Origin of the sequence: Mesorhizobium sp. PUT5, from assembly GCF_052216645.1 — a bacterium.
Lineage (GTDB): Bacteria > Pseudomonadota > Alphaproteobacteria > Rhizobiales > Rhizobiaceae > Mesorhizobium.
Genome location: NZ_JBQOSO010000003.1, coordinates 2,523,417 through 2,543,474 on the forward strand (window position 1 = coordinate 2,523,417; position 20,058 = coordinate 2,543,474).

At 64.9% G+C, this 20,058-nt stretch carries 23 protein-coding genes; 6 read left to right on the forward strand and 17 right to left on the reverse strand.

The window, feature by feature from the left end; genetic code table 11:
• Positions 1–67: 67 nt before the first annotated feature.
• The 3 genes from ACTDI4_RS13850 to ACTDI4_RS13860 all read right to left on the reverse strand — a co-directional run bounded on the left by ACTDI4_RS13850 (position 68) and on the right by ACTDI4_RS13860 (position 2,552).
• On the reverse strand, positions 68–715 hold the full coding sequence (locus ACTDI4_RS13850; RefSeq protein WP_442841695.1) for an OmpA family protein: 648 nt from the start codon (positions 713–715) through the stop codon (positions 68–70).
• A gap of 140 nt (positions 716–855) precedes the next feature.
• Positions 856–1,437, reverse strand: a complete 582-nt coding sequence (locus ACTDI4_RS13855; RefSeq protein ID WP_442841696.1) for a GDYXXLXY domain-containing protein — start codon at positions 1,435–1,437, stop codon at positions 856–858.
• The gene (locus ACTDI4_RS13860; protein WP_442841697.1) at positions 1,434–2,552 is read right to left on the reverse strand and encodes a DUF2157 domain-containing protein; all 1,119 of its coding nucleotides are present in this window, start codon (positions 2,550–2,552) and stop codon (positions 1,434–1,436) included. The genes ACTDI4_RS13855 and ACTDI4_RS13860 overlap by 4 nt, the downstream gene beginning before the upstream one ends.
• Positions 2,553–2,787: 235 nt before the next feature.
• Between ACTDI4_RS13860 and ACTDI4_RS13865 the strand changes: the two genes are divergently transcribed.
• From ACTDI4_RS13865 to ACTDI4_RS13885, 5 genes are all read left to right on the forward strand, one after another.
• A complete protein-coding gene (locus ACTDI4_RS13865) occupies positions 2,788–2,928 on the forward strand; it encodes a DUF1127 domain-containing protein (protein ID WP_442841698.1) in 141 nt (46 codons plus the stop codon).
• Positions 2,929–2,970: 42 nt separating this feature from the next.
• Positions 2,971–3,111, forward strand: coding sequence for a DUF1127 domain-containing protein (locus ACTDI4_RS13870; protein ID WP_442841699.1), 141 nt, complete (start codon positions 2,971–2,973; stop codon positions 3,109–3,111).
• Positions 3,112–3,457: 346 nt separating this feature from the next.
• On the forward strand, positions 3,458–4,867 hold the full coding sequence (gene trmFO, locus ACTDI4_RS13875) for a methylenetetrahydrofolate--tRNA-(uracil(54)-C(5))-methyltransferase (FADH(2)-oxidizing) TrmFO (protein ID WP_442841700.1): 1,410 nt from the start codon (positions 3,458–3,460) through the stop codon (positions 4,865–4,867).
• A gap of 82 nt (positions 4,868–4,949) precedes the next feature.
• A complete protein-coding gene (locus ACTDI4_RS13880; RefSeq protein WP_442841701.1) occupies positions 4,950–5,240 on the forward strand; it encodes a type II toxin-antitoxin system ParD family antitoxin in 291 nt (96 codons plus the stop codon).
• Positions 5,224–5,538: a type II toxin-antitoxin system RelE/ParE family toxin gene (locus ACTDI4_RS13885; protein ID WP_442841702.1), complete on the forward strand. Its 315-nt coding sequence runs from the start codon at positions 5,224–5,226 to the stop codon at positions 5,536–5,538. The genes ACTDI4_RS13880 and ACTDI4_RS13885 overlap by 17 nt, the downstream gene beginning before the upstream one ends.
• Before the next feature lie 2 nt (positions 5,539–5,540).
• On the opposite strand, the gene ACTDI4_RS13890 is transcribed toward ACTDI4_RS13885, so the two are convergent.
• The 4 genes from ACTDI4_RS13890 to yajC are packed head-to-tail and all read right to left on the reverse strand — an operon-like array spanning position 5,541 to position 9,726.
• On the reverse strand, positions 5,541–6,383 hold the full coding sequence (locus ACTDI4_RS13890) for a phytoene/squalene synthase family protein (RefSeq protein ID WP_442841703.1): 843 nt from the start codon (positions 6,381–6,383) through the stop codon (positions 5,541–5,543).
• A 1-nt stretch (position 6,384) separates the two neighbouring features.
• Positions 6,385–6,777, reverse strand: a complete 393-nt coding sequence (locus tag ACTDI4_RS13895) for an Mth938-like domain-containing protein (RefSeq protein WP_442841704.1) — start codon at positions 6,775–6,777, stop codon at positions 6,385–6,387.
• Positions 6,777–9,332, reverse strand: a complete 2,556-nt coding sequence (gene secDF / locus ACTDI4_RS13900) for a protein translocase subunit SecDF (RefSeq protein ID WP_442841705.1) — start codon at positions 9,330–9,332, stop codon at positions 6,777–6,779. The genes ACTDI4_RS13895 and secDF overlap by 1 nt, the downstream gene beginning before the upstream one ends.
• A gap of 55 nt (positions 9,333–9,387) precedes the next feature.
• Positions 9,388–9,726, reverse strand: coding sequence for a preprotein translocase subunit YajC (yajC, locus tag ACTDI4_RS13905; RefSeq protein WP_442841706.1), 339 nt, complete (start codon positions 9,724–9,726; stop codon positions 9,388–9,390).
• 230 nt (positions 9,727–9,956) lie between these two features.
• Between yajC and ACTDI4_RS13910 the strand changes: the two genes are divergently transcribed.
• Positions 9,957–10,826: an ATP-binding protein gene (locus tag ACTDI4_RS13910; protein ID WP_442841707.1), complete on the forward strand. Its 870-nt coding sequence runs from the start codon at positions 9,957–9,959 to the stop codon at positions 10,824–10,826.
• Positions 10,827–10,959: 133 nt separating this feature from the next.
• On the opposite strand, the gene ACTDI4_RS13915 is transcribed toward ACTDI4_RS13910, so the two are convergent.
• From ACTDI4_RS13915 to nagZ, 10 genes are all read right to left on the reverse strand, one after another.
• Positions 10,960–12,504 carry a peptidoglycan DD-metalloendopeptidase family protein gene (locus tag ACTDI4_RS13915; RefSeq protein WP_442841708.1) on the reverse strand — a complete coding sequence of 515 codons (1,545 nt, stop codon included), beginning with the start codon at positions 12,502–12,504 and terminating at the stop codon, positions 10,960–10,962.
• 107 nt (positions 12,505–12,611) lie between these two features.
• On the reverse strand, positions 12,612–13,274 hold the full coding sequence (locus tag ACTDI4_RS13920; protein ID WP_442841709.1) for a protein-L-isoaspartate(D-aspartate) O-methyltransferase: 663 nt from the start codon (positions 13,272–13,274) through the stop codon (positions 12,612–12,614).
• Entirely contained in the window at positions 13,271–14,029 is a 759-nt protein-coding gene (surE, locus tag ACTDI4_RS13925) for a 5'/3'-nucleotidase SurE (protein WP_442841710.1), read from the reverse strand. Before surE ends, ACTDI4_RS13920 begins: the two co-directional genes overlap by 4 nt.
• On the reverse strand, positions 14,029–15,333 hold the full coding sequence (gene serS, locus ACTDI4_RS13930) for a serine--tRNA ligase (protein WP_442841711.1): 1,305 nt from the start codon (positions 15,331–15,333) through the stop codon (positions 14,029–14,031). Before serS ends, surE begins: the two co-directional genes overlap by 1 nt.
• A gap of 99 nt (positions 15,334–15,432) precedes the next feature.
• On the reverse strand, positions 15,433–16,275 hold the full coding sequence (tatC, locus tag ACTDI4_RS13935; RefSeq protein WP_442841712.1) for a twin-arginine translocase subunit TatC: 843 nt from the start codon (positions 16,273–16,275) through the stop codon (positions 15,433–15,435).
• On the reverse strand, positions 16,272–16,979 hold the full coding sequence (tatB, locus tag ACTDI4_RS13940) for a Sec-independent protein translocase protein TatB (protein WP_442841713.1): 708 nt from the start codon (positions 16,977–16,979) through the stop codon (positions 16,272–16,274). Before tatB ends, tatC begins: the two co-directional genes overlap by 4 nt.
• Before the next feature lie 38 nt (positions 16,980–17,017).
• Positions 17,018–17,245: a twin-arginine translocase TatA/TatE family subunit gene (locus tag ACTDI4_RS13945; protein ID WP_442841714.1), complete on the reverse strand. Its 228-nt coding sequence runs from the start codon at positions 17,243–17,245 to the stop codon at positions 17,018–17,020.
• A gap of 125 nt (positions 17,246–17,370) precedes the next feature.
• Positions 17,371–18,117, reverse strand: a complete 747-nt coding sequence (gene scpB, locus ACTDI4_RS13950) for an SMC-Scp complex subunit ScpB (protein WP_442841715.1) — start codon at positions 18,115–18,117, stop codon at positions 17,371–17,373.
• On the reverse strand, positions 18,114–18,911 hold the full coding sequence (locus ACTDI4_RS13955; protein WP_442843352.1) for a segregation and condensation protein A: 798 nt from the start codon (positions 18,909–18,911) through the stop codon (positions 18,114–18,116). Before ACTDI4_RS13955 ends, scpB begins: the two co-directional genes overlap by 4 nt.
• Before the next feature lie 25 nt (positions 18,912–18,936).
• Positions 18,937–19,998 carry a beta-N-acetylhexosaminidase gene (gene nagZ, locus ACTDI4_RS13960; RefSeq protein ID WP_442841716.1) on the reverse strand — a complete coding sequence of 354 codons (1,062 nt, stop codon included), beginning with the start codon at positions 19,996–19,998 and terminating at the stop codon, positions 18,937–18,939.
• Positions 19,999–20,058 lie beyond the last annotated feature (60 nt).

Consider the following 20,058-nt stretch of genomic DNA (forward strand, 5'->3'; position numbering starts at 1 on the left):
TCTTCCGGCATATATCCAAAAAAAAACGGCCCCGAACGGGGCCGTTTTCGTATCCCGGGCCGCCGTCTCAGGTGAGCGGCGTGAGTTGGATCTCGACTCGGCGGTTCTGGGCCCTGCCCTGCGCCGTATCGTTGGATGCGATCGGTCGCGTCTTGCCGAAGCCGGTAACGGCAAAGCGCCGCGAATCGACGCCCTGCGCCGTGAGATAATTCGCCACCGACAGCGCCCGTCGCTGCGACAGGTCGAAATTATGCTGGGCGCTGCCGGTCGAATCGGTATGGCCGAACACGTCGACGGTGGTCTGCTTGTATTTCTTCAACACCAGCGCCACCGAATTCAGCACCGAGTAGAACTCCGGCTTCACCGCATCCTGGTCGACATTGAAGGTAACGTCGGACGGCATGTTGAGGATGATCTGGTTGCCGACGCGGGTGACGCTGACGCCCGTTCCCTGAAGCTGCGCGCGCAGTTCATTCTCGTTCTGGTCCATGACGGAGCCGATGGCGCCGCCGGCAAGCGCGCCGATGCCCGCGCCGATCAGCGCGTTGCGGCGGTCATTGCCGCCGGCAAGCGTGCCGAGGGCCGCACCGCCCAGTGCGCCGATAACGGCGCCGCCGGCCGTGTTGGAAACCTTCTGCTCGCCCGTATACGGGTCTGTGGTGCAGCCCCCGACAAACACAGCCATCGCCACCGCGGCGATCACGGTCTTCTTCATAGGATGGTCCCTCTCCATAATTTGGCTGCGCAGAATGCGCGCCTGGCCGTCCTTTCCGCGCCTTGTAACACGAAATGCGGCGAAAAACGGAACCCCAAAACCGCCTTTTTCGCTTTTCGTCGCGCGCTGTGACACCCGCTTTAATAAAGCGGCTCCTCGAACAGGGTCCTGTCCCCATCTACCAGCGCCTTGATCTGCGCCGTCCCGTCCCCGGCCAGGGCGACACGCATGCCGAAGGGCCGCACGCGCATGTCGTTCTGGATCGCGATGCCCTCGCCTTCCGGAAGATAGAAGCGCTCGATGCCGTAGTCGGCCGAGATCGGGGCGTTGCCGCCAAGGTCCCAGCCGGCGGCGATATGGCCGGCGATATCTGCCTCGTCGTCCGACGCCGCCGGGGACGGCGCCCTGCCGAGCCATGCCGTGACGGGCCGCCAGTAGCCGTCGTCCCCCTTCTTCAGCCGCACAGTCAGCCAGCCGTCGCTGCTCGTGGGCTGGCCTGTCGGCCGGTTGGCGATGAGGTCCGGTGCTATGCTGGAGATGTCATAGCCGAGGTTGACATAGTCGCCGCGCAGGAGATCGCGCGGATCGACCGGCTCGACCTTCAGGAGCACCTCCTTGCCGTCGCGCAATATCGCGGCCCTGCCCGCGATGATCCAGCCGAGGAAGCCGATCTGGGCAAGCGCCAGTATCAATGCGGCGGCGATCAGTCTCTTTCCGGTCATTGCGCTGCTCCTGCCTGCGTTGCCTCGCCCGCCATGCGCCGCTCCACCCGGATGATGACGAAGGCCAGCAGCCCCAGGATAAGGGCTGCGGCCAGGAAGAAGCCCGCGGTGCCGAGCATGGTTTCCATCATGACGCCGTATATGATGAGCAGTTCGAAGGCGAAGCCGAGATAGGCCAGCCAGCGCAGCCCCCGGCTTTCACGCCCGCCGAACACGATCGCGGCGGCAATGCCCGCCAATGCCACGGCGGCAGCCAACCCGAAGCCGCTGCCGGCCGCCCGGTCGAACTGGATGATGACCAGGGCCGTGAGGAAGCCGATGAACCCATGCAGGGGCAGTCGCCCGCCAAGCCCGACGATGCGCTCGACAGGCTCCGGCGCCGCCACTGCGGCGGCAAAGGTGGCGGCCGAGACGACCGCAAGCCCGATCGCGATCACCAGCGTGTCGTGGTCCAGCGCCAGCAGCACGGCATAAAGAATGAGCGACAGCATGATCAGATGCCGCGCCTGCTGGCTGCGTGTCCAGAAGGAGATGCCGTAGAGCGCTGCCGCCATGACGACGAAGAGATGCGGAAACGCGAAGCTGCGATACATGTCGAAGCCATACGCGACCTTCAGCACCAGCCATGCATCGGCAATGCCCACCGTGGCAACCGTCAGCGGGTTGGAACGCAGTGCAATGGCCGCCACGGCCGTGCCGATGCCCCATGTGACCAGCGCCGAGGTTTCGTCGCCGGGCAGATGATACATCTGGCCGATCAGCGCGATGGAGCCGCCGAAGGCTGCCGCGGCCACGATCCAGAGCGCCTCGCCAGCAGCCGCCTGGCCGCGCAGCTTCAGCAGCGCGCCGCCGACATAACCGGCCAGTATGACCGCAAACAGCAGAAGCACCCGCGCCAGACGCGGGATCGCTTCCCAGTTGGCGGCGACAAAGATCAGGATCGCCGCCCCCAGCAGCAAGGCGGCCATCATGGCCAGGATCGCACCGAAGCTCAGCGCCCTGCGCTCGTTCGCTTCCACGTCCGACAGAAGCGTTGCGGCCGTGGCAGCGTCCACCAGGCCGGCCTGCTGCCAGCGCATGATGTCCTGCCGGACCTTCGAGGCATAGTTGGCCATTCGCGTCTCCCAACGTCAGCTAGGCATGGATCAGAGTGCTTCGGCAAGCGCCTGACCTGAAAGCATTTTTCGATTCGGGCATCTTTGTGTCAAAGGCGTGAAAGCCCATTAATGTTGCATTGCACAATTTGCATTGCTGCCATGCACCAACGACACTTTTAAATGAAAGCGGTCGGTCCTATCTAGGCTTCGTACACAGATGAAGCGACCTGAAGAAGACAGACGAGAAACGACCATGAACCTGATCCGCAATTACCGCAACTGGCGCCGCTACCGCGAGACGGTGTCCGAACTGAGCCGCCTGAGCAACCGCGAACTGAACGATCTCGGCATCAGCCGCAGCGACATCCCCTTCGTCGCCCGCAAGGCTTCCTGAATTTCCCGGGCCGAATGACGGGGCCCTGACAAGAGTACGAAAATGAACCTGATCCGCAACTATCGCAATTGGCGCGCTTACCGCGACACTGTGAACGAACTGGGTCGCCTTTCCAACCGCCAACTCGACGATCTCGGCATCAAGCGCTCCGAGATCAAGCAGATCGCCCGTCAGGTGATCTGACAACGGATTTCGCCGGGGTCTACCTCCTCCCAGAGCCCGGCGGATACGGTCGATCTCCTCCTCCTCCCTGAGGTCGACCACCAAAACGGCGCCCGCCGAACCTCCTCCCTCGGCGGGCGCTGTTCTAAAAAGGGTTTCGCCCCCTTTCAAACGGCGAAGAGAATTTCGCCAGAGCCGACCTCCTCCCCGGCGATGGCGAATACGGTCGACCTCCTCCTCCTCCCTGAGGTCGACCACCAAAACGACACCCGCCGGACCTCCTCCCCCGGCGGGTGTTGTTTTTTGTCCGCGCCCTTCCCCCCGACGCCGATTGCATTCGCGCAGCCAAGAGACTATCTCCCGCCGCATGAGCATCGACCCCATACACATCGTCGGCGGCGGCCTTGCCGGTTCGGAAGCCGCCTGGCAGGCGGCCGAGGCCGGCGTGCCCGTGATCTTGCACGAGATGCGCGGCGTCCGCGGCACCGAAGCGCACAAGACCGAAGGGCTGGCCGAACTCGTCTGCTCCAATTCCTTCCGCTCCGACGACGCCGAGAGCAATGCGGTGGGCCTGCTGCACGCCGAGATGCGGCTGGCAGGCTCGCTCATCATGGCCTCCGGCGATGCGCATCAGGTGCCGGCGGGCGGCGCGCTTGCCGTCGACCGCGACGGCTTCTCGCAGGCCGTTACGGCACGGCTGGAGGCGCATCCGCTCGTTACCATCGTGCGCGAGGAGGTCCGCGGATTGCCCCCGCCCGAATGGGGCCAGGCCATCATCGCCACCGGCCCGCTGACGGCCCCTTCGCTGGCGGAAGCGATTGCGGCCGAGACCGGCGCCGATGCGCTTGCCTTTTTCGACGCCATCGCCCCGATCGTGCATTTCGACACGGTCGACATGAACGTGGCCTGGTTCCAGTCGCGCTACGACAAGGTCGGGCCCGGCGGAACGGGCAAGGACTACATCAACTGCCCGCTCGACAAGCCGCAATACGAAGCTTTCGTGGCGGCCCTGCTTGCCGGTGCCAAGACCGAGTTCAAGGAGTGGGAAGGCACGCCCTATTTCGACGGCTGCCTGCCGATCGAGGTGATGGCCGAGCGCGGCAGTGAAACGCTCCGGCACGGGCCGATGAAACCCATGGGTCTCACCAACGCCCACAATCCCACCGTGAAGGCCTATGCCGTCGTGCAGCTCCGTCAGGACAACGCGCTCGGCACGCTCTACAACATGGTCGGGTTCCAGACCAAGCTGAAGCATGCCGAGCAGGTGCGCATCTTCCGCACCATTCCGGGACTGGAAAATGCCGAGTTCGCGCGGCTGGGCGGGCTGCACCGCAACACCTACATCAATTCGCCTTCCCTGCTCGACGGCACGCTTCAATTGAAGGGCCGGCACGGCCTGCGTTTCGCCGGCCAGATCACCGGCTGCGAGGGTTATGTCGAGAGCGCCGCAATCGGACTGCTGGCCGGACGTTTCGCCGCCGCCGAGCGGCTCGGCCGCCCGATTGCGCCACCGCCGGCCACGACAGCCTTCGGCGCACTGCTCAACCACATCACCGGCGGCCATATTCTGTCCGACGACGAGCCCGGCAAGCGTTCGTTCCAGCCGATGAACGTCAATTTCGGCCTGTTTCCGCCCGTCGAATCCCCGAAATCCGAGGGCAAGCGCCTGCGCGGCAAGGAAAAGACCGTCGCCAAGAAGAAGGCGACGACGGCGCGTGCGCTTGCCGACTGCCGGGCATGGCTGGGGCTTGCCGCACCGGCGCAGGCGGCGGAGTAGAGGCGCTACGATTGACTGCGCGAGCTTGGTTGCGCGAGCGAAGTCGGATATTATCCTACTTCATTGTGCTGAGGATTGCCGCATGGAATCCGCCGAGAAGATTTCCGTTACCGTCACGCCGGCCATGGCGCGCATGATCCGCGAGAAAGTCGCGGACGGCTCCTTCGGCTCAGCCAGTGAGGTTGTGCGCGCAGCTCTACGTGCCCTCCAGCGGGAGGAGGAAGAGCGTGCCGAGCGCATTGCCGCGATCAAGGCGCGCCTCAAGGCATCGATAGAGGATAAGAGCCCCTCCCTTTCCAGTTCGGAAGTCCGCGCTCGCCTTCAAGGCCTATTCGACCGACAATCGCGCGGCAACGATGATACAGCGGCTTGAGGTAAGCTACAGCGCCAGTGCCGAAAAGGACCTTGCCGATATTTTCGCATACATAGTTGAACGAGGGGGTAGCCCCAACGCCGCGTTGGGCTTTGTGTTGCGGATCGAAGATCGGTGCCAGAAGATCGGCGATGCGCCGCGCGGCGGACAGTCGCGCGACGACCTGCTTCCCGGGCTGCGCGTCGTGCCTTTCGAGCGCTCTGCGGTCATCGCCTATGTGATCGATGAAGATGGCGTGCGTATCATCAACATCTTCTATGGCGGTCGTGATTTCGAGACGCTGATGCGTGCAGAATAGACCTACCACCCTTTGGTGGCGCGGCGCAGCAGCAGCCAGTGCCGGCGCAGCGTGGAAAGCCGCGCCGTTTGCTTCAGCACGGAAAAGCCGGGCCGCTCGATGCGGTCGAGATAGGCGCCGGCAAGGGCAAGCGGCAGGAAAGCCGGCCGCACCGATTGCGGCAGGCGGGAAGCATCCCGCTCGAAGGCGCCCAGATGCTCGCGTGCCAGCGCGATCATGGCCGAAACGGCGCGGGCAGCGCCCGGGCCGCCGTCGCCCGACAGGAACTCTTCCCGGGAGGTGCCCACCGCAGCCAGCAGATCGGCCGGAATAAAACATTGGCCGCGCGCCAGGTGCCGCGGCAGCAGAAGCAGCAGTCCGGTGATCGCCTGCGCGCATCCCGCCCGGCCCGCCAGTTCGGCGAAATCCGGTGCGGCGGCCGGGTCCAGCACCATCGAAGAAAGCTGGATCAGCGCCGACGCCGTCTCGCCGCAATAGCCTTCCAGGTCCGTGCGCGAGGGCATGGGATCGTCGTAGAGGTCGAAAATGCGCGCTTCGAGATAGTTGTCGAAGGCCGCCTTCGGCAGGTTGTGGGCGACGGTCGCCGCTTTCAACGCCTCGGCCAGCGGATTGCCGGCGCCGGCATCCGCGTCGTCGGAGGCGATGACGTCGCGCCACCATTGCAAACGCACCTCGCCCGGCAGTGCCTCGCGGATACGGTCGCGTACTCCGGCGATCTCGGCGTTGAAGGCATAAAGGGCAAGCAAGGCGCCGCGCTTGCCCTGCGGCGCATAGAGCGCGGACAGATAACGGTCGTGGTCGGCGGTACGAACCGCCTCGGTCACGACATCGACACCGTCGCTCACGTCAGTCCACGGCAACGAAAGCAGCCGCCACCGCGCGCTCTTCGGCCAGAAGCACGTTGTAGGTCCTGACGGCCGCGCCCGTCGACATCGGCTCGGCGGCGATGCGGACGTCCTTCAACGCCGCGCGCAGGGCTGCGGGCAGAGGCCGCAGCTCCGTTCCCGTTCCCACCAGCAGGATCTCGATCCCATGCGCCTCGGCCAGCACAGCGGCGAAATCGTCCACCGTCAGGGCGGCGGGGTCGGCCGGCTCCCAGCCATGGATGCCGGAAGGCAGGCAAAGGAGCGAGCCGCGATGCGACATGTCGGCGAAGCGGAAGCCGCCGTTGCCGTAGGCTTCGATCGCCGCTCGGCCCGGGAAATGGGCTTCCCGGACGATGATGCCGCGGCCGGCCATCACTTGGCCGGCAACTGATGCGCGGCGTTCTCGGCGGCGATCATCTCCTTCTGCGTCACCGGCCGCAGGTGGAAGAAGATCAGGACCGGAGCCGCGATGAAGATCGACGACAAGGTGCCGATGCAGACACCGAACAACATCGACGCCACGAAGGATCGGATGACCTCACCCCCGAGGAGATACAGCGCAAGAAGCGCCAGGAACGTCGTGACCGAGGTCATGACCGTTCGTGCCAGCATCTCGTTGTCGGAAAGATCGAGCAATTGCCCGAGCGGCATCTTCTTGAAGCGTCGCAGGTTTTCGCGAACGCGGTCGTAGATGACCACCGTGTCGTTGAGGGAGTAGCCGACGATGGTCAATATCGCCGCAACCGTCGACAGGTCGAATTGCAATCCCGTGAGCGAAAGGAAGCCCAATGTCAGTATGATGTCGTTGACCGTGGATGTGATCGCCCCGATGGCGAATTGCCATTCGAAACGCACCCAGACATAGATGAGGATGCCGCCCATGGCCGCCAGTGTGCCCAGGATGGCCGTCCAGGCCAGTTCGTTGGAAACTGTGGGCCCGACCAGTTCGGTGCGCCTTATGTCATAGTCGGAGGCAAGCGACGCCTGGGCCTTCTGGACGACGGTATCGCCGGCATTCTCACCCGAATCCGGCAACACGCCGATACGGATGAGCGCGTCGCTGTGGTCCCCGAAACCCTGAACCTGGACTTCGCCCGCCCCGATCTGCGACAGGCGCGAGCGAATGTCGCCGACATCGGCCTCGCCCGATTTCGCCCTCACCTCGATCAGCGTGCCGCCGGTGAAGTCGATGCCCAGGTTGAAGCCATGCGTGAACACCAGCGCGACGGAGGCCACACACAGCATGACCGAAAGGAAGAACGCCTGGATACGGACCCGCATGAACGGTATCCGGGTCACCTCCGGGACGAGGCGGATATATCCTTTCGGGATTTCCTTCGGCCGCCAGCGGCGGAACCATTCCGCGGTCAGCCAGCGCGTCAGCGTGAACGCCGTGAACAAGGTGGTGATGATGCCGATGGCCAGCGTCACGGCGAAGCCGCGGACCGGTCCCGAACCGAGGAAGAACAGCACGACCGCCGCAATCAGCGTGGTGAGGTTGGAATCCACGATCGTAGCGAGCGCTCTGGAGAAGCCCGCGTCTAGGGCCTGAACGATAGAGCGTCCTTCGCGCCGTTCCTCGCGAATGCGCTCGTAGATCAGCACGTTGGAATCGACCGCCATGCCGATCGTGAGCACGATACCGGCAATGCCGGGCAATGTGAGCGTGGCGCCCACCAGGGTCAGCACGGCGATGATCATCGCAACGTTGGCGGCCAAGGCGATGTTGGCAATCCAGCCAAGCCGGCCGTAGGCGACCGCCATGAAGAGGACGACCAGGATCGAGCCGACGATCGCCGACAATTTGCCTGCCTGGATCGAATCCTGGCCGAGGCCCGGACCGACCGTCCGCTCCTCCACCACCGTCAAGGTCGCCGGCAACGCGCCCGCGCGCAGCAGCACTGCGAGATCGTTGGCGCTCTGGGCTGTGAAGTTGCCGGAAATCTGCCCTGTTCCGCCCAGGATCGGCTCGCGGATCTGGGGCGCGGAAATCACGTGGTTGTCGAGGATGATGGCAAACAGCTTGCCGACATTCTGCTGGGTTGCCTGGCCGAAGCGCGTGGCACCCTTGGAATCGAAGCGGAAGGAAACGACCGGCTCGTTGGTCCGCTGGTCGAAGGTCGCCTGCGCATCGACGAGATTCTCGCCCGAAACGATGACCCGGTTCTCTATCAGGTAGGGAACCGGCGGATCGTCCTTGGAATACATGATCGTATCGCCGGGCGGCACATGGCCATTGACGGCTTCCTGCACCGGCACGGATTGGTCGACCATCTGGAAGGTCAACTTGGCGGTCTGGCCCAGAATATCCTTCAGACGCTGCGGGTCCTGAAGGCCGGGAACCTGAACCAGGATACGGTCGTCGCCCTGGCGCTGCACGATGGGCTCCGTAGTGCCCAGTTCGTTGACGCGGCGGCCGACGACTTCGATCGACTGGCTCAGCGCGGTCGAGGTGCGATACTTGATACCCTCATCGGTCAGCGTGAAGCGCAGGAGCCCCGGCTCCGGCTCGTCCATGGTCATCTCGGAGATGGAGCCGCCGGTGAACATGCCGGACGAGACCGGATCCGTCAGCGACTTCAGCGCCTGCTTTGCGGCATCGATCTGCGAAGCATCGCGAATGCGCACCTGTACGGCCTTGGCTGTCCCGGACAGGCCGGTATAACCGATCTTGGCGTCGCGCAGTTGCACGCGAATCTCGTCGCGGGCGCTATTCAGCCTTTCCTTGATCAGATCGCTGGCGTCGATCTTGAGCAGGATATGAGAACCGCCCTGCAGATCCAGTCCCAGTGTAAGCTGCTTCTTCGGCACCCAGTCCGGCAAAGCCGAGAGCAGCTTCTGCGGATAGATGTTGGGGAGCGCGAACAGGACTGCGAGCAGGACGACCGCCCAGATCGAGATCGTCTTCCAGCGCGAGAAATAGAGCATGTGCTGTTATCCGTTCAGGCGCAAATCCGCCGCCAATGCGGCAAATTTCCGGCGGTCACTTCTTGGCGTTCTGGTTCGCCACCGGCTCGCCCTTGACCCGCACCTCGGCGATCGTAGAGCGCAGCGCCGTGACCTTGGTGCCGCCGCCGAGATCGACCTCGAGTTCGTTGTCGTCGATCACCTTGGTCACCTTGCCGACGAATCCGCCGCCGGTGACCACGGTGTCGCCGCGACGGATGGCCGAAAGCATCTCGCCGCGCTTCTTCATCTGGGTGCGCTGCGGCCGGATGATGAGAAAATACATGATCACGAAGATCAGCACAAACGGCAAGACGCTGATGAAAACATCAGGCGTTGCGCCGACGCCCTGGGCGTATGCCGGTGTGACGAACATCAAGAACTCCTGAAACATGAGGAAAGCCGCAACCGGCCCATGAAATTTGCGCGGAATATAGTCGGTCAAGCCGCCAATGCAACCGTTCGCGTGCCTTGTTCTCCTGCTCTTGCGGGGGCAAATGGCCACGGCGACGCAGCCGCTTGCAAAAGGCGAAACGCTATGAGAGAACCGTACCGTACGGTACGCATGCAAGCGCACCTTCCGCCAATTCATTTCCGAGGACGATCATGCCCGACAAAAGCATCGCAGCGCTGTCCGAAAAGCTCGACCGGCTGGTCGCGGCGGTGGAGCGGCTGGCGCCGGCCGCGGCCCCTGCCCCCGATTTCGAGGCGGCCGACTGCTTCGTGTGGCAGGCCGAGGGCGGCTTCCTGGACCCGGTCGCCAGGGTGAACCGCGTCGACATCGGCCTCATCCGAGGCGTCGACCACGTGCGCGACATATTGTTCGACAACACCGAGCGCTTCGCGGCCGGCTTCGCCGCCAACAACGTGCTCTTGTGGGGCGCGCGCGGCATGGGCAAGTCCTCGCTGGTCAAGGCCGTGCATGCCGCCATCAACGCCTCCGGCAAGACGGAAGGCCCGCTCAAGCTCATCGAAATCCATCGCGAGGATATCGATACGCTGCCGAAGCTGATGGCCTTGCTGAAGACCGCACCGCATCGCTTCATCTTGTTCTGCGACGACCTGTCCTTCGACCACGACGACACCTCCTACAAGTCGCTCAAGGCTGCGCTCGAGGGCGGCGTGGAGGGGCGGCCGGCCAACGTCATATTCTACGCCACCTCCAACCGCCGCCATCTGCTGCCGCGCGACATGATCGACAACGAGCGCTCGACCGCCATCAACCCGTCCGAGGCAGTGGAGGAGAAGGTGTCGCTGTCAGACCGTTTCGGCCTGTGGCTCGGCTTCCACAAGTGCTCGCAGGAAGACTATCTCGACATGGTCGACGGCTATGTGCGCCACTACGGGCTCGACATCGACGGCCAGCGGCTGCGCGCCGAGGCGCTGGAATGGGCGACGACACGCGGCAGCCGCTCCGGACGCGTCGCCTGGCAGTTCACGCAGGATCTGGCCGGCCGGCTCGGCAAGCCGCTGTAGGCTTCGGCGGCGTTTCCGCGAGGTCGCGGCGCACAAGGCCACATTCGATGTGAAAAAGCCCGCTCCTTGCGGAACGGGCAAAGCCGGCGGGCCGGACTGGAGGTCCCGGCGGCCCGCAATTTTATTATTTATTCTATTCGAGATAGCTGCTCGGGTCGACAGGCGCGGAATTCTTGCGCACTTCGAAGTGCAGCTTCGGCGCATCCGCGCTGCCGCTCATGCCCGATGTGGCGATCTCCTGTCCGCGCTTGACCTTCTGCCCGCGCTTGACCTCCAGTGAGTTGGCATGGCCGTAGACGGTGACGAGGCCATCCTCGTGGCGCACCAGCACGGTGTTGCCGAACTCCTTGAGCCCATCGCCGGCATAGATGACGACGCCGTTTTCGGCGGCCTTGATCGGCGTGCCCTCCGGCACAGAGATATCGATGCCGTCGCTGCCCTTGCCGTAACCGGATATGATGCGGCCGCGGGCGGGCCAGCGCATCTTGCCGATGCCGGTGGAGTCGGGCGCGGCAACGTCTTCCTGCTCGGCCTGGCTTATGACCTTGTCGGTCTTCTTCGGCGGCGTATAGGAGGCGAGCGTCTCGCTCGGCGTCGCCTTCTGCTGGCTCGGTGTCGAAGCCGTCTGCACCGGATCGACCGGCGCGGCGGGCTTGGCCGCGGCGACTGCCGCAGCAGGAGCGGCGGCCCCGGCGGCAGGGACCTTCAGCACCTGGCCGATCCGCACGAGGCCGTCCTGCATGCCGTTCGCCTGCTTGAGCGCCGGGACGCTGACGCCGGTCTTGCGCGAGATTGCAGACAGGGTATCGCCCTGCTGGACGGTATAGGTGCCCTTGGCCTGGCCAGCGGCGTTTGCCACCTGCGGCTTGGCCGTCGGGTCCTTGGCATCGGCGGCGGCATCCACCGGCGGCGCCGACTTGACCTCCTTCGGCTTGGGCTGCTGCGGCAGCACGGCCACGTCTTGGGCGGGTGCCTTCTGCGGCAGCGGCGCCTTGCCGGGCGCCTCGTCTGCCTTGCCGGCAGCCGCGACGGCCGAACCGGCCTTCGCCGGCACCGGTATGATGATTTTCTGGCCGGACTTCAGAACGCCGGCCTCCCCCATGCCGTTGGCCGACCTGATGGCATCGGCGGGCACGTTGAAGCGGCGGGACAGCCCGGTAAGCGTCTCGCCGTCAGTGACGGTGATCACCGTGCCGCCGACGCTGGACCATCCATGCGCAGCACCGGCGGCACTTGCCGCACGCACCGCCTCGGGTTCCGCGCTCTTGAACGGCTGCTGTGCAGCGTTGACGGTGCCGGTCACGGTCTTGTCGAGCTTGGCGGGGCCGGCCGCCACTGCGGCTGCGGCCGCCGGCGCGGGCTGAGCGCTTGCAACGGGCTGGGCGGTAACGGGGGTCAAGCTGGAACGGGCGACCGAATGGCTGTAGCTGGGGTCCGCCGGCGCAGGCGCCAATGCGGGTGACGGTGCCGCCCAGGTGTCGCCCGGATATGGCTGGTTGACCGGCTGCTTGTTGATGATGGAGCGCTGGTTGGCGGTCGAGCCGGTGGAGATTCCGTCGACGGCGTCGCTGAACCGCGCAACCCCGGAACTGCACCCGGCCAGGGCGCCGGCGACGACCAGCATGGCGCAGCTACGCGCCAGGTTGCGTCCGTTGGCCTTCAAAACACTGAGTCGCATCGCTTTAACCCGCATACCCGGTACTGACTGGGTATGATTAAAGCGCGTTAATGTTACTTGTCGGTTAAGCTGTTAGAATCAGGCGAAAATTTTCTTAAAACATGTGGTCACATGACCGCGGCCATGCTCGGCAGCACAGGCTGCAGGCGCACGGTGCCGATGTCTTCGCGTTCGAAGCGGCTGCCGACCTTGGTGAGCTTTGCCACCACCTGCTCGTCCTCTGCCGGGCCGATCGGAGCAATGACCGTGCCGCCGCTGGACAGTTGCTCCAGCAGGAAACGCGGCAGGCTCTCGAAAGCCGCCCAGACGACGATGCGGTCGAAAGGCCCTTCGTTGACCAGGCCGTTGGAGCCGTCGGCCTGGCGCGCGATGACATTGGTGATGCCGAGCGCCTCGAAGCGCTGCCTCGCCTGCTCCACCAGCGTCTTGTAGCGGTCGATGGTGACGATGCGTCCGGCCAGCCTCGACATCACGGCGGCGGTGAAGCCGGACCCCGTGCCGATCTCCAGCACCCGGCTGCCTGCTTCCGGCGCCAGCGCCGCAATCACCGCCGCCTGCAGGTCGGCGCCTTCCATGGCCTCGCCACACTCGATCGGCAGCATGCGGTCGGTCCAGGCGACGGAATGGAACTGGGCCGCCAGGAAGGCGCGCCGGGGCGTTGCCTCGAAAGCGCTGACGAGCGGCTTCGGAACGATGCCCTTGCCCCGAAGCCTCAGCAGGAAGGCAGCAAAGCCTTCGCGATCCTCTTCGTCGGCCAGGCCCTGGTTCATGCAAGCGCCTTGGCGAGTTGGTCGCGCAGCTCGTGCGCGGTGAGATCGAGTTGCAGCGGCGTCACCGAAACCAGGCGGTTGCGCATGGCGTGCAGGTCGGTGCCGGCCTTGCCCTCCGCCGGCTCGCGACCGAAACGCAACCAGAAATAGGGCATGCCCCGCCCGTCGCGGCGCTCGTCGATCCACAGGCTGTGCACCAGCTTGCCCTGCGAGGTCACGACCGTGCCGGCAATCTCCTGCGGCGCGCAATTGGGGAAGTTGACGTTGAGCAGCACGCCGTGCGGCAGCGGCGTGGCGATCAGGCGCTCCAGCAAGGCGGGGGCCAATGTTTCGGCCGTGGCATAGGGAACGATGCGATCCTCGCCGACATAGGAGTAGGACTGGCTGAGCGCGATCGAGCGCACGCCCAGCAGCGCTCCTTCCATGGCGCCGGCCACCGTGCCGGAATAGGTGACGTCGTCGGCGACATTGGCGCCGGAATTGACCCCGGACAGGATGAGGTCGGGCAGGTCCGGCAGGATCTTGCGCGCGCCCATGATGACGCAGTCGGTCGGCGTGCCGCGCACGGCGAAGTGCTTTTCGCCGATGCGCCGCAACCTCAGCGGCTCCGAGATGGACAGCGAATGCGCGTAGCCGGACTGGTCGGTCTCCGGCGCCACCACCCATACGTCGTCGGATAGCGTGCGGGCGATGCGCTCAAGCGAAACAAGGCCCTCGGCATGGATGCCGTCGTCGTTGGTGAGCAGGATGCGCATTATTTCGCTTCGATCTTTTCCAGCCCGCCCATGTAAGGCCGCAAGGCTTCAGGAATGGTTACGCTGCCGTCCTCGTTCTGGTAGTTCTCCATGACGGCGATCAGCGCGCGGCCCACGGCCACGCCCGAGCCGTTCAGAGTATGGACGAACAGGTTGCCCTTACCGTCCTTGTCCTTGTAACGGGCGTTCATGCGGCGCGCCTGGAAGTCGCCGCAGACTGAGCAGGACGAGATTTCGCGATAGGCGTTCTGGCCGGGCAGCCATACTTCTATGTCATGCGTCTTGCGGGCGCCGAAGCCCATGTCGCCGGTGCAAAGCACCACGGTGCGGAACGGCAGGCCGAGCCGTTTCAGCACCGTTTCGGCGCATTCGGTCATGCGCTCGTGCTCGGCGATCGAGCTTTCCGCATCGGTGATCGACACCAGCTCGACCTTGTTGAACTGATGCTGGCGCAGCATGCCGCGCGTGTCGCGCCCGGCGGAACCTGCCTCGGAACGGAAACAGGGCGTGAGCGCGGTGAGCCGCAGCGGCAGCTTCTCGTGGGCGGTGATCTCCTCGCGCACCAGGTTGGTCAGCGGCACCTCCGCGGTGGGGATGAGGCCCAGCCGGCCCTCGCCGTGGCGCACGAAGAACAAATCCTCCTCGAATTTGGGCAGGTTGCCGGTGCCGAACAGCGCGTCGTCGCGCACCAGCAGCGGCGGCTGCACCTCGGTGTAGCCGTGCTCGGTGGTGTGCAGGTCGAGCATGAACTGGCCGAGCGCACGCTCCAGCCGCGCCAGTTGACCCCTGACCACGGTGAAGCGCGAGCCCGACAGCTTCGCCGCGCGCTCGAAATCCATCATGCCGAGCGCCTCGCCGATCTCGAAGTGCTCCCTTGCCCAGTTGGGGCGCGGCGGCACGCGGCCGACCTTGCGGATCTCGACATTGTCGTGCTCGTCCTTGCCCACCGGCACATCGTCCAGCGGCACGTTGGGCAACACGGCAAGGATGTCGTTCAACTCCTTGTCGAGACGGCGTTCCTCGGCCTCGCCGTTCTGGATGAAGGCCTTGATCTCGCCGACCTCGGCCTTCAGCTTCTCTGCGAGGCCGGCATCGCCCGTACGCATGGCATTGCCGATCTCCTTGGAGGCGGCATTGCGACGTTCCTGCATCTGCTGCAGCTTCACGACATGGGCGCGCCGCGCCTCGTCGGCATCGACCAGGGAAGCAACCGTGGATTGCGCCTCCGCCGGCGACCACGAGCGCCGCAGCAGCGCCTCGGCAAGGGCCTTCGGGTTCTCGCGAATCCATTTTATGTCAAGCATTGTCCCATCCTCAACCGGCGCAAGCGCGGGGGTAAACCGCATACGCGGCGGATGCAAGCCGGTTCGCGCCTCACTGGCAAGCGTGAAGCGTCGTCCCGGTCAGGTGGAGGAAGCGGAAGAGCCGTTATCTTCCTTCTCGCGAGCGGCCTGCTGGCGGGCGCGGTCGCGCTCGATCATGCGAGCGGCCCAAATCGACACCTCGTAGAGCAGGATGGTGGGCACGGCGAGGCCGATCTGGCTCATCGGGTCGGGCGGGGTCAGCACCGCGGCCACCACGAAGGCGAGCACGATCGCCCATTTGCGCTTGTCGGCCAACGCCTGCGACGACAGCAAGCCGACCCGCGCCATCAGGCTGGTGACCACGGGAAGCTGGAACACGAGGCCGAAGGAGAAGATCAGCGTCATGATGAGGCTGAGATATTCCGACACCTTGGGCAGCAGCGAAATCTGGACGTTCCCGTCAGAGCCGGTCTGCTGCATGGCCAGGAAGAACCACATCACCATGGGCGTGAAGAAGAAATATACGAGGCCCGCGCCCATCAAAAACAGGATCGGCGAGGCGATCAGGAAGGGCAGGAACGCGGCGCGCTCGTTCTTGTAGAGACCGGGCGCGATGAACTTGTAGATCTGCGTGGCGATCAGCGGAAAGGCGATGACCATGCCACCGAACATGGCAAGCTTGATCTGGGTGAAGAAGAATTCCTGCGGAGCGGTATAGATCAGCTCGACCTTGTGCGGGTCGAGCCCCGCCCATTGCGTCGCCCATTTGAACGGGATGACCAGCAGGTTGAACAGCTTCTTGGCAAAGAAGAAGCAGACCAGGAATGCAACGAAAAAGCCGACGATGGACCAGATCAGCCGCTTCCTCAGCTCGATCAGGTGCTCGATGAGCGGCGCCGACGATTTCTCGATCTCTTCCTTGTCGCGTTCGGTAAGGCTCACTTGGGGGTTCCCTTAGCTTCCCTCTTGCCGGCCTTTTCGGCCTTGCCAGCCTTTTCGGCGACTTTCGCAGCAGATTCTTTCCTGGCCGCAGGCGCAGCGCGCTTGCCGGCAGATGTGACGGCGGCCGATTTCGCGGCCGTGGCCCTTGCTTTCCTTGCGGCGGCAGGCGCCGGGCCGGAAGACGCTGCCTTCTCAGAGGCCGCCTTGCCCTTCTTCGCCGGCTCCGGTGCCACGGCAACGGCCGGCGCAGCAGGCGCCTGTGCCGGCGTCGCAGGAGTTGCCTGCGGCTGCGGCGCCGGCGTATCGAGCCCGTCGGGCAGCGCGGCGGCGCCGTTCTTGAGCGGCTCGGCGGGCTGCGCCGCCTCGGTGGCGTCCGGGACGGTCGGCTCGGCAGGCTTCGGCTTCATGGCTTGATCGAGGCCGGCACGCACGTCGGCGGCCGCATCTTCAAACGGATTGAGTTGCTTCCTGATCTCCGCCATCGGGTTGAGGCTGCGCAGGGAATCGACCGACTTCTTGACGTCGTCGAGTTCGGCTTCCTTGAGCGCCTCGTTGAACTGGCGCTGGAAATCGCCGGCCATGCCGCGCAGCTTCGCCGTCATGCGGCCCATCGTCCGCAGCATTTTCGGCAAGTCCTTGGGGCCGACGACCACGATCATGACGACCGCGATCACCAGCATCTCGCTCCAGCCGACTTCAAACATGGCTAACCGTTCCGACCAGAAGCAAACCGTTCACAGGCTCAGCTCTTGCTGGCCTTTTCCTTCGCCGTCGTCACGGTTTCGTCGGCGCGGTGCTCGACGGTGCGGCTGGCATCGACGGTTTCTTCATCGTCGTCGGCCATGCCCTTCTTGAAGCTCTTGATGCCTTTGGCCATGTCACCCATCAGTTCCGGGATCTTGCCACGGCCGAACACCAGAAGAACGATCACCAGGACGATCAGCCAGTGCCAAATCGAAAACGAACCCATTGTATGTCTCTCTCGAACTGCTTCCCTCGACCTGATCTATGCGTTTTTTCATTCCGATTCAAACGGAACTACGACCGAGCCTGTGTATGATCGCCGCAGGGGCCGGATTCGTGCCCCCGAAGCGCTCACTCTTCCGTGACGCGCGGCGTCAAAAGGCCGAGTTCCTCCAGGTCGATGTCGGTCAGCGGGTCCTCGTCCTCCGTCAGTTCGTCCGGATCGGCCGGAGGCAGCGGCACCGAGAAGTTGGACGGCATGCGGGCCGACAGCAGGCCCGCGCCCTTCAGTTCCTCGATGCCCGGAAGATCGCGAATCTCCTCAAGATTGAAATGGTCGAGAAATTTTTCGGTCGTGCCGTAGGTCACCGGCCGGCCGGGGGTCTTGCGACGGCCGCGCATCCTCACCCATTCCGTCTCCAGCAGCGTGTCCAAGGTGCCCCTGGAGGTCTCGACGCCGCGTATGTCCTCGATCTCGGCGCGCGTCACCGGCTGGTGGTAGGCGATGATGGCCAGCACCTCCAGCGCGGCGCGCGACAGCTTCCTCTGCTGCACGGCATCGCGGCTCATCAGAAATGCCAGGTCCCCGGCGGTGCGGAAGGCCCAGGCCTCGCCCACGCGCACCAGATTGACGCCGCGGCGCGCATAGATCTGCCGCAATTCGGCCATGGCCGCCGGCACGTCCACGCCCTCCGGCAGGCGCGCGGCAAGCTGCTTGTCGCTGACCGGCTCGGCGCTGGCGAAGACGATCGCCTCTGCCATGCGCACGGCCTCGGCAAGGCGCAGCCGGGCCACGGCGTCGCCCGCCGGCAACTCGTCCTGCGGCGTCGCGCCGCCGGTACGGAAAGGAACGACGGAAGCCTTTCCGCCCTCGCTCATGATGCGGTCTCGGCCGCTTTAGCGCGCCGTCGCCCGCGCAGATAGAGGGGCGCGAAAGCCTCTTCCTGGCGCATCTCCATCGTGCCCTCGCGTACCAGTTCCAAAGTCGCGGCGAACGAACTGGCGACAGCCGTGCGCCTGTCCTGCGGGCTGGCCAGGTAGTCGATGAGGAAAGCGTCCAGCGCGGTCCAGTCGGACAGCGAGCCGACCAGCCGCGTCAAAATGGCGCGCGCTTCCTTGAGCGACCACACCCCGCGCTTGGCGATCTGCACATTGGTGACGGCGCGCCGCTGGCGCTGCGAAGCATAGGCGGTGAGAAGGTCATAGAGCGTGGCGGAAAATTCGTTGCGCTTCTCCACGATCACCATTTCCGGCATGCCGCGCGCGAACACGTCGCGGCCCAGCCGGTTGCGGTTGACCAGGCGGGCGGCGGCCTCGCGCATGGCTTCCAGCCGCTGCAGGCGGAACTGGAGCAACGCGGCCATTTCCTCGCCGCTCTCGCCCTCCTCGCCCTTTTGCTTGGGGATCAGCAGCCTGGACTTGAGAAAGGCCAGCCACGCCGCCATGACCAGATAGTCGGCGGCCAGTTCCAGCCGCATCGCTCTCACCTTCTCGACGAAAGCGAGATATTGCTCGGCCAGCGCCAGCACCGAGATGCGCGCCAGATCCACCTTCTGGTTGCGGGCCAGATGGAGCAGAAGATCGAGCGGGCCTTCGAAGCCGTCGACATCGACCACCAGTTCTGGGTCGCTGACGGCGCGCGAGCCGTCGCCCTCGGCCCACAGGCGATCCATCGGCACGGCCTTCGCGGCCTTCTGGTCAACTGCCTGCGCCACCTCGTCCGTCCGTTCTCCCTGCCGCCTTTGCGTTCGCCTCGAAATATTGCGCGAACTCGGCCCTAATCTCGGCCTCGTCGCTGCCGTCGCTGTCTCTGACCGAGGCCATCGCACGCTCGGCGCGCGCCAGCGCCATACCCTCCAGGGGCTTCGCCCGCGACGCGACCGCCGCCATTTCCTCCATCACGCCGTTGCAGTGAAGGACCAGATCGACGCCGGCTGCAAGGATCGATGCGGCTTTCGTCGGAAAATCCCCAGAAAGCGCCTTCATGGAGGTGTCGTCGCTGACCAGAAGCCCGTCGAAGCCGATCTCGCCGCGAATGATTTCCTCCACCACCTTTCCGGAAGTGGTAGCGGGGTTGCGCGGGTCGACAGCGCTGTAGATCACATGCGCGGTCATGGCGATCGGCAGATCGTTCAACGCCCGGAAGGGGGCGAAATCGTGGTCGAGCAATTCCTTCAACGACGCGGTGACGGTGGGCAGTTCGAAATGGGTGTCGGCAGTGGCGCGGCCGTGGCCGGGAATGTGTTTCATGACCGGCAGCACCCCGCCATCCATCAGACCTTGCGCCGCCGCGCGGCCCATGGCCGCCACGATCTTCGGCTCCCTGTCGTAGGCGCGCTGGCCGATGACGTCGCTGGCGCCGTCCACCGGCACGTCGAGAACCGGCAGGCAATCTGCGCTGACGCCGTAGCGCCTGAGGTCGAAGGCATGAAGCCGCGACAGCAGCCAGGCGGCGCGCAGGCCGGCCTCCTCGTCGTCACGGTAGAGCGCTCCCAGCGCACCCGCAGCGGGATAATTCGGCGCCAGCGGCGGGCGCAGGCGTTGCACCCGGCCGCCTTCCTGGTCGATGAATACGGGCGCATCCTCGCGGCCGACACAGTCGCGCATGTCGGCCACGAGATCGCGGATCTGTTCCGCTTCGCCGACATTGCGCGCGAACAGAATAAAGCCCCAGGGGCATTCGTTGCGGTAGAAGGTCCGTTCCTCGCGGGTGAGCGATTTTCCGGAACAGCCGAGGATGAGCGTTTGTGATTCGGTCATGGACGAAGTCTAGAAGGTCGCGGCCGCAAAGAAAATCGCGCCCGCGAACCGGCCCTCCCG

What these genes read in the sequence shown, in the direction of transcription:
- ACTDI4_RS13850 (WP_442841695.1), bottom strand. Translation starts at nt 715, where the DNA reads ATGAAGAAGACCGTGATCGCCGCGGTGGCGATGGCTGTGTTTGTCGGG.
- ACTDI4_RS13855 (WP_442841696.1), bottom strand. Translation starts at nt 1,437, where the DNA reads ATGACCGGAAAGAGACTGATCGCCGCCGCATTGATACTGGCGCTTGCC.
- ACTDI4_RS13860 (WP_442841697.1), bottom strand. Translation starts at nt 2,552, where the DNA reads ATGGCCAACTATGCCTCGAAGGTCCGGCAGGACATCATGCGCTGGCAG.
- ACTDI4_RS13865 (WP_442841698.1), top strand. Translation starts at nt 2,788, where the DNA reads ATGAACCTGATCCGCAATTACCGCAACTGGCGCCGCTACCGCGAGACG.
- ACTDI4_RS13870 (WP_442841699.1), top strand. Translation starts at nt 2,971, where the DNA reads ATGAACCTGATCCGCAACTATCGCAATTGGCGCGCTTACCGCGACACT.
- trmFO (WP_442841700.1), top strand. Translation starts at nt 3,458, where the DNA reads ATGAGCATCGACCCCATACACATCGTCGGCGGCGGCCTTGCCGGTTCG.
- ACTDI4_RS13880 (WP_442841701.1), top strand. Translation starts at nt 4,950, where the DNA reads ATGGAATCCGCCGAGAAGATTTCCGTTACCGTCACGCCGGCCATGGCG.
- ACTDI4_RS13885 (WP_442841702.1), top strand. Translation starts at nt 5,224, where the DNA reads ATGATACAGCGGCTTGAGGTAAGCTACAGCGCCAGTGCCGAAAAGGAC.
- ACTDI4_RS13895 (WP_442841704.1), bottom strand. Translation starts at nt 6,777, where the DNA reads ATGGCCGGCCGCGGCATCATCGTCCGGGAAGCCCATTTCCCGGGCCGA.
- secDF (WP_442841705.1), bottom strand. Translation starts at nt 9,332, where the DNA reads ATGCTCTATTTCTCGCGCTGGAAGACGATCTCGATCTGGGCGGTCGTC.
- yajC (WP_442841706.1), bottom strand. Translation starts at nt 9,726, where the DNA reads ATGTTCGTCACACCGGCATACGCCCAGGGCGTCGGCGCAACGCCTGAT.
- ACTDI4_RS13910 (WP_442841707.1), top strand. Translation starts at nt 9,957, where the DNA reads ATGCCCGACAAAAGCATCGCAGCGCTGTCCGAAAAGCTCGACCGGCTG.
- ACTDI4_RS13915 (WP_442841708.1), bottom strand. Translation starts at nt 12,504, where the DNA reads ATGCGACTCAGTGTTTTGAAGGCCAACGGACGCAACCTGGCGCGTAGC.
- ACTDI4_RS13920 (WP_442841709.1), bottom strand. Translation starts at nt 13,274, where the DNA reads ATGAACCAGGGCCTGGCCGACGAAGAGGATCGCGAAGGCTTTGCTGCC.
- surE (WP_442841710.1), bottom strand. Translation starts at nt 14,029, where the DNA reads ATGCGCATCCTGCTCACCAACGACGACGGCATCCATGCCGAGGGCCTT.
- serS (WP_442841711.1), bottom strand. Translation starts at nt 15,333, where the DNA reads ATGCTTGACATAAAATGGATTCGCGAGAACCCGAAGGCCCTTGCCGAG.
- tatB (WP_442841713.1), bottom strand. Translation starts at nt 16,979, where the DNA reads ATGTTTGAAGTCGGCTGGAGCGAGATGCTGGTGATCGCGGTCGTCATG.
- ACTDI4_RS13945 (WP_442841714.1), bottom strand. Translation starts at nt 17,245, where the DNA reads ATGGGTTCGTTTTCGATTTGGCACTGGCTGATCGTCCTGGTGATCGTT.
- scpB (WP_442841715.1), bottom strand. Translation starts at nt 18,117, where the DNA reads ATGAGCGAGGGCGGAAAGGCTTCCGTCGTTCCTTTCCGTACCGGCGGC.
- ACTDI4_RS13955 (WP_442843352.1), bottom strand. Translation starts at nt 18,911, where the DNA reads ATGGATCGCCTGTGGGCCGAGGGCGACGGCTCGCGCGCCGTCAGCGAC.
- nagZ (WP_442841716.1), bottom strand. Translation starts at nt 19,998, where the DNA reads ATGACCGAATCACAAACGCTCATCCTCGGCTGTTCCGGAAAATCGCTC.